At 54.8% G+C, this 5388-nt stretch carries 8 protein-coding genes; 1 reads left to right on the top strand and 7 read right to left on the bottom strand.

Going from position 1 to position 5388, the window contains the following annotated elements; genetic code table 11:
- The coding region (locus B5F35_RS19080; protein ID WP_206424071.1) for a hypothetical protein at nucleotides 1-285 on the top strand (285 nt) is incomplete at its 5' end.
- Nucleotides 286-327: 42 nt separating this feature from the next.
- On the opposite strand, the gene B5F35_RS17490 is transcribed toward B5F35_RS19080, so the two are convergent.
- The 7 genes from B5F35_RS17490 to B5F35_RS17460 all read right to left on the bottom strand — a co-directional run bounded on the left by B5F35_RS17490 (nucleotide 328) and on the right by B5F35_RS17460 (nucleotide 5225).
- Nucleotides 328-1587, bottom strand: coding sequence for a plasmid recombination protein (locus B5F35_RS17490; RefSeq protein WP_242969579.1), 1260 nt, complete (start codon nucleotides 1585-1587; stop codon nucleotides 328-330).
- Nucleotides 1588-1846: 259 nt separating this feature from the next.
- Nucleotides 1847-2173, bottom strand: a complete 327-nt coding sequence (locus B5F35_RS17485; protein ID WP_087242886.1) for a hypothetical protein — start codon at nucleotides 2171-2173, stop codon at nucleotides 1847-1849.
- Nucleotides 2174-2185: 12 nt separating this feature from the next.
- Complete coding sequence (locus tag B5F35_RS17480; protein WP_087242884.1) at nucleotides 2186-2722, bottom strand: hypothetical protein; 537 nt, start codon at nucleotides 2720-2722, stop codon at nucleotides 2186-2188.
- The gene (locus tag B5F35_RS17475; RefSeq protein ID WP_087242883.1) at nucleotides 2719-2967 is read right to left on the bottom strand and encodes a hypothetical protein; all 249 of its coding nucleotides are present in this window, start codon (nucleotides 2965-2967) and stop codon (nucleotides 2719-2721) included. The genes B5F35_RS17480 and B5F35_RS17475 overlap by 4 nt, the downstream gene beginning before the upstream one ends.
- 18 nt (nucleotides 2968-2985) lie before the next feature.
- Nucleotides 2986-3246, bottom strand: coding sequence for a Txe/YoeB family addiction module toxin (locus B5F35_RS17470; RefSeq protein ID WP_087242881.1), 261 nt, complete (start codon nucleotides 3244-3246; stop codon nucleotides 2986-2988).
- Nucleotides 3246-3512, bottom strand: a complete 267-nt coding sequence (locus B5F35_RS17465; RefSeq protein WP_087242879.1) for a type II toxin-antitoxin system RelB/DinJ family antitoxin — start codon at nucleotides 3510-3512, stop codon at nucleotides 3246-3248. The genes B5F35_RS17470 and B5F35_RS17465 overlap by 1 nt, the downstream gene beginning before the upstream one ends.
- A gap of 225 nt (nucleotides 3513-3737) precedes the next feature.
- On the bottom strand, nucleotides 3738-5225 hold the full coding sequence (locus B5F35_RS17460; protein WP_206424070.1) for a hypothetical protein: 1488 nt from the start codon (nucleotides 5223-5225) through the stop codon (nucleotides 3738-3740).
- Nucleotides 5226-5388: the final 163 nt, after the last annotated feature.

Raw genomic sequence — 5388 nt, 5'->3', positions numbered from 1 at the left:
TCGCTCTGGGGCATGGAAATGATGGAAAACCCTACGGGTTTACCACATTCCCACACCCCGCCGCTCACCCCCCTTTTCCCCTCCGACTTTCTCCCTGTCCGAGAGAGAATTTTAAGAGATTTTATTGAGGGCCTAAAGGCCCTTAGGGGGGCATATATTATCAATATATTTTTTCCCTATTTTTCGACAGCCATAATTCCGGCCCTTTTTTCTATCCCTCACAGGCCCGTACACGCGGCATATATTATCAATATATTTTTTCCCTATTTTCAGTTGTTATTATAGCCTGTCCGAACGGCTCTTTCAAGTCCCCCGGACAGGCTTTCTTTACAGCTCCATGCCGCCCCAGGTGTGGCTCCGTTCCTGCTCCTGTTCCGGCTGCTGCAGCTCCGGCACAGGCAGCAACTCCCGCGCCCTTTCGATCAAGGGCCGGAACTGCTCCGGTAGGTGCCGATCCAGGAAGTCCAGCACCGCCCCGACCCCCTCCAAGAGCCGGGACGAGAAGTTGCGCTCACTGTCCAAGCTGTCCTCCAGGTACGCCACCTGCTGCCGCAGGTCACGGTTTTCGCTGATAAGCTCCTGCCGCTCCTGGGCCTCCTTCAGCTTTTCTTTCATGGACGGCAACCGGCTCTGGAGCTGCTTGTTCTCGGCTTTCAGCTCCCGCACTTCCTGCTCCGCTGCCGCCCCACGGATCGCCGCTGCCTTCAGCTCTTTTATCTGCTCCACTGTAACGCCCTTGACGGCCCCTGTCAGCGTTTTCTCCGGCCGGATCGCGTCCAGGTCAACCTGCACCTTCTCCGCCGCCTGGAGCCGCCGTACAGTCTTTCCGAGGGCCTTTTTCTGCCGTTCCAGCACAGCCATGTCCTGCTCCGCTGCCGTCACCTGTTCCTGGACGGCCTCCAACCTCTGAGCCGCAGCTCGGTACTCCGGCAAGTCCATGTGGGGACGGCCCCCGCCCAAGCTGACGATCTCGAACTCGTGTGCCTGGGCGATCTCCGCAAGGGACGCTTTCTCCCTCTCCATCCAGGCTTTCCATTCCGTCTGCTTGCGGCCCAGGCTTTCAAAGCCCTGCTGCTTTAATGCCTGTTTCATGGAGACCCTGGTAGACAAGCCCCGGGTCTGCTCCGTGGCCACCGGAACGAAGTCTACATGGAGGTGGGGCGTGGCCTCGTCCATGTGCAGCACCATATTGAACACCCGCAGGTGGGGGTTGCGCTCCTGGAAGGACTCCGCAAATTCTTTGAGCGCTGCCGCTGCCCGTTCCCCTCCAGGGGACCCGCACCCACAGTCGTTCAGGTTGCCGATCTGGAAGATTGCCTCGTGAAATAGCTTTTCCTGCTTGCTCTGCCGGATATGCTCATAGTAGTCTGGTATCTTGTCCCTGGTCTTTTTCTTTTTGGCATTGTAGGCGGCCAGGGCCTCGTCAAAGACTTCATGATAGACCTGTTTCAGATCTTCGTTGCAAAAGGTCACATTCTGCCCCGTCCGGCTCCGGTCTACATTCGCAGCTGTAAAGCTCCGGTTGTTGTGCCGGATACTGCCCCGGCCAGTCATGCCGGATATGGTTGTCCCGATAAAATCACCCATCCTTTCTATCGTCCGTATCCCTTACTGCTCCCATCTTACCATAGTCCCCGCGAGGGGGCAACACCTCTTTGTTACTTTCTCGGTGAGAAAGTAACGCAAAAGCACTTTCACACCGCCGCCCCGTTGGGGCGTCAGTATGAAAGTGCTTTTGCGCGCTCCCGCGGGGGTTCGCCGGAGCTGGGCGGGAGCAGCGGGAAACCGCAGCGGCCGGCAGCTCCGGCGGGCAGCTCCCAAAGCAACGATATTACACCTCAAATAGTTACCTATTTTTCATCTGTTTTATGTGCTTAATCCATCCTCTAATAAGCCATACATAAACACAGACAGCAATAATAACAGAGAAAAGCAGAACTGAAATTCCTTTACTCATTTCTCCTTGAAGGAGCAGATCTCCCCCTATAAAAAGGCTCATTCCCACCAACAGGAGATAGCCCACAATGAGGATTGCCAAAAACGCCTGACACAAAGTTCTCAATACCCTTTTCGTTTTTATAGAGCCTACCGCTTGAAAGGCTCCCATCATTACAAACTCTACAACAAGAAAAAATACGAAAAAGCCCAAAATGATAAATATCTTATCGCCCATTTGGAACCTCCTTTAGCCTCGAAAGAGCCTACTAAACCAACTCCGCTTTTGTTCCGGCTCCCGACCCTGCTGCTCCGCTCCGGTCTCCCCAGTAAGGAGCTGCTGCTGAATTGTCCCCGCGTGAAGGGCCTGGGCCGCTGCCGCTGTTTGCTGCGCTGCGGCCAACGCATCAGTGAGCCGGGTAATGGTCTGGGCCTGCTGCTCGATCTGCCGATCTTTCATTTCAAGCTGCCCTTGCAGCGTGTCGATGGTGGCCTGCAAAACAGAAATCACACCATCAACCGCCACCGTTTTTTCGTCATTTTTGGTTGACGGCGCGTCAACCAAACCGTCAACCGCACCCGTCAACCGGTTGTCGGTGGTTGATGGTGCATTTTCAGAAAATGCCTGTTTTATCAGCTTTTCACCGTCAACCTCTACCATCAACCTACCGTCAACCGTTGCCGTCAACCCCTGTAAACTGGTTGACAGCGGTTCACGCTTGATTTTTTTGAAAACCGCCTGCTTTGATACCCCTATCTCGTCGGCTATCTGCCGGATCGTTTTCATACCTTTACAAACAGGCCGACAGGACACACACCCTTAAAACCAGGCGTAGATATGTACCAGCAGCCAGGGCCTTCCGGCTCCCAGGCTATTTCAAGAGTAATCTCATGCCAACCATCTGGAAACAGAGCCGTAAAACCCTGCCCGGCGTGTATGCCTTCTCCCTCCAGGAGCAGACGGGGGTGCGGATCATCGTCCGCCGGATCAGGGAGCTGCAGCTGCGCGATCCTCTCTTTATCCCAGCTCATAAACCGGCCCTTCCTTTCTCAATCGTCATAGTGGCCCAGGCAGGAGATAATATAAATCACCCCGCCCTGCTCATAGTAAACAATGCGATTGGTTTCGTCAATGCGGCGGCTCCACCAGCCGCTCAGATTAGCCCGCAGAGGCTCCGGCTTACCGATCCCCTCATAGGGGCTTCTCTGAATATCCTTGATCAGTGCGTTTATCCGTTTCAGCGTCTTTTTGTCCTGCGTCTGCCAGTACAGATACTCGCTCCACGCCCGATCCTCCCACAGCAACCTCATCAGTCCACCTCGATCAAGTCATGCTCAGCAAAATGGGCCTTGCCAGTTTTCACATCCTGCATGACGCTCTCCAGGTGCCGAAGGTTGCTTTCTGAATAGAACGGATCAGCCGAAACCTCAAACGGTATGCGGTACTCTCTGCCGACCTTCTTTGCGAACATCGTAAAGGCCGCGCTCATGGAAAGGCCCATCTCGGCACAGGCCCGTTCCATTCTCTTCTTGACATCTTCATCCATCTTGATATTTACATTGACCGTGTGTGCCATATCGAACACTCCTTTCCTACTCATAGTATATGCAGAAAGAAAGAAAAAATCAAGTATTTTTCTTTACCTTTCTGTAAATGCCGTTACCCCTGATGTGTGGACATTTAGAGGGTAAAAAAGCCTTGATTTATGCGGCTTTCCGGGCGCAGTAGAGAGGGGGTGGTATCTTTACCATCAGAGAGCCGGAAAAGCCTTCCTGGGCCGCTCCAGGGCCGAAAACAGCCCCTAATCCTTACCCGGCCCCAAAGCCTCCACCAGCAGATCACTCACCGCCTGGGAGGGCGTCACGCGCACCGTGATATGCCCATCCTGGACACGCACAGTCGAGGGCGCGGTGTCCCACCACTTACGGATCGTTTTGGGATCAAGGCCCGTATCCCGGTGGCAGTCGGCCTTGCGACCTTCTGGGTGCTGCTGCCGCCACTCATACACTCGATTCTGGGCCGATGGACGGCCATTCCCTTCCCGCCAATTATCGTGAATTATGTCCCTCGTTGCCCTGGCAATCTTCAAATGCTGCTCCTGCTTGCGCCAGTTCCGCTTATTGACGGGCATAGTCAGACCAGAGATCTTCGCTATATCGTCCCTGGGAAATGTCACATAATCCTCGTTATACATCTCCAGAGCGCACACCACATCATCTTTCGTAAAACGGTTGATGTCCTCCACGCTCATATCATCATAGGGTTTCAGCAGGGAGAAAGCGTCCCGGCGCAGCTCGTCCTCGCTGATCCCACACTTCTTCGCATAGATCGTCAGCGTCATAATGCCATAAAACCGATGGCCCACCCTGATCTCGTCCCCGATCCGGTGCAGCCACCAGTCATAAAGGTCACGCTTGACCGTCCAGCGACCCCGCCGCTCCTTCTTGACAATCCGCCGCTCATACCAGTCCGGGTACTTCTCCTTCGCCTCGGCCAGTGAGAGCCGACCCTTCCGCATGAGGCCCACAAGGTATTGTTGCTCCCCGTTGCTGTCTGGGATAAAGTCCAGCAACCTTTCCAGCGTCACCCTCCCACCGAGCCGGTACGCCGTCACAGGGTACTCCCGGCCCAATTTGGAGCCGGAGCCAACCACCCGGAACCCCTGTAAAATGCCCTGCATTTGCGGCTCCTTTATGGTAGAGGTGTACCTGTTCCATATCTGCCGGGTAAGGGCATACTTCAATTCCTTCAAGCATTTCTGGTTATGAGGGTACATAGGGATCGGCTCTTCCAGGACATAATACAGATGAAGTCCGGTCCCGCTGTTTACAACAAAAGTCGCCTGGGGAAGAATATCCTTGTTCATCTGGTGCAGCGTGTCCCGGAGCTGGGGCATACCCACCCCATCCAGATCAAAGACCAAGGCATAGAGATACCGAGCGTTCTTGCCACACCGCCGCCTCCCAAAGTAAGACAGAGGGGACATGATAGTAAAGTCCGTATCAAAGACCTCGGCCAGCTCCGACAATTCGTCCGTGATGGTATAGCGTTTGGCCTTGCCGTCACCCTCGATCTCCAGAGCAATCCCTGCGGCCTTCGGCACCGTCACCGCGATCCCATTGCCCTTCGCGTCCTCAAAATGGCCTTTCCGCTCAAAACTGCCTACCGGAAAGATCTCCCGGTAAAATTCAAAGGGAGTGACCGGCTCCAGGAACTTCGCCAAATGCTCGTTCTTTTCCAGGTACAATTCCCGCAGCCGCTCCATAGCGGCCTGCTGATCCATAGCCATACGCACACCTCCAAAAGAAAAAGTAACAAAAAGAAAATCCGCTGCGGCGGGGATCGCCTGCGGGCGGGAAGGGGGGAAAGGGGGAGCCAAAGAGCGGCCCCTACGGGGCCTTAAAGAGAAAGTCACCTCCCCCTTTCCCCCCTCGCTCTGGGGCATGGAAATG

The organism is Anaeromassilibacillus sp. An200 (assembly GCF_002160025.1).
GTDB classification, from domain to species: Bacteria; Bacillota; Clostridia; order Oscillospirales; family Acutalibacteraceae; genus Caccousia; species Caccousia stercoris.
This window is presented reverse-complemented; position numbering and strand designations above follow the sequence as displayed.